1 tRNA gene is annotated in these 253 nt (G+C 43.1%); it reads right to left on the bottom strand.

The window, feature by feature from the left end:
• Positions 1-134: 134 nt before the first annotated feature.
• Positions 135-210, bottom strand: a tRNA-Thr gene (locus A1QO_RS06215).
• Between the last annotated feature and the right edge of the window lie 43 nt (positions 211-253).

A 253-nucleotide genomic window follows, 5' to 3' on the forward strand; every position in this document is an offset into this window, starting at 1 on the left:
GTTTCGTACGTTCAAATTTTTCTTTAGACATTGTGTGTCCCTCTAGGTACAGATTAAAGTGGCTTAATGACCACGTAACCAAAAAAAATTGGTGATAATGTATAATTCAAAAGGAAATAATTACGTTGTAGAGCTGGTGCTGATACCCAGATTTGAACTGGGGACCTCACCCTTACCAAGGGTGCGCTCTACCGACTGAGCTATATCAGCAACAAAAGTGAGCTGGAGCGTGCAGCGGGAATCGAACCCGCAT

Source organism: Vibrio genomosp. F10 str. ZF-129, assembly GCF_000287055.2.
In the GTDB taxonomy this organism is placed as follows: domain Bacteria; phylum Pseudomonadota; class Gammaproteobacteria; order Enterobacterales; family Vibrionaceae; genus Vibrio.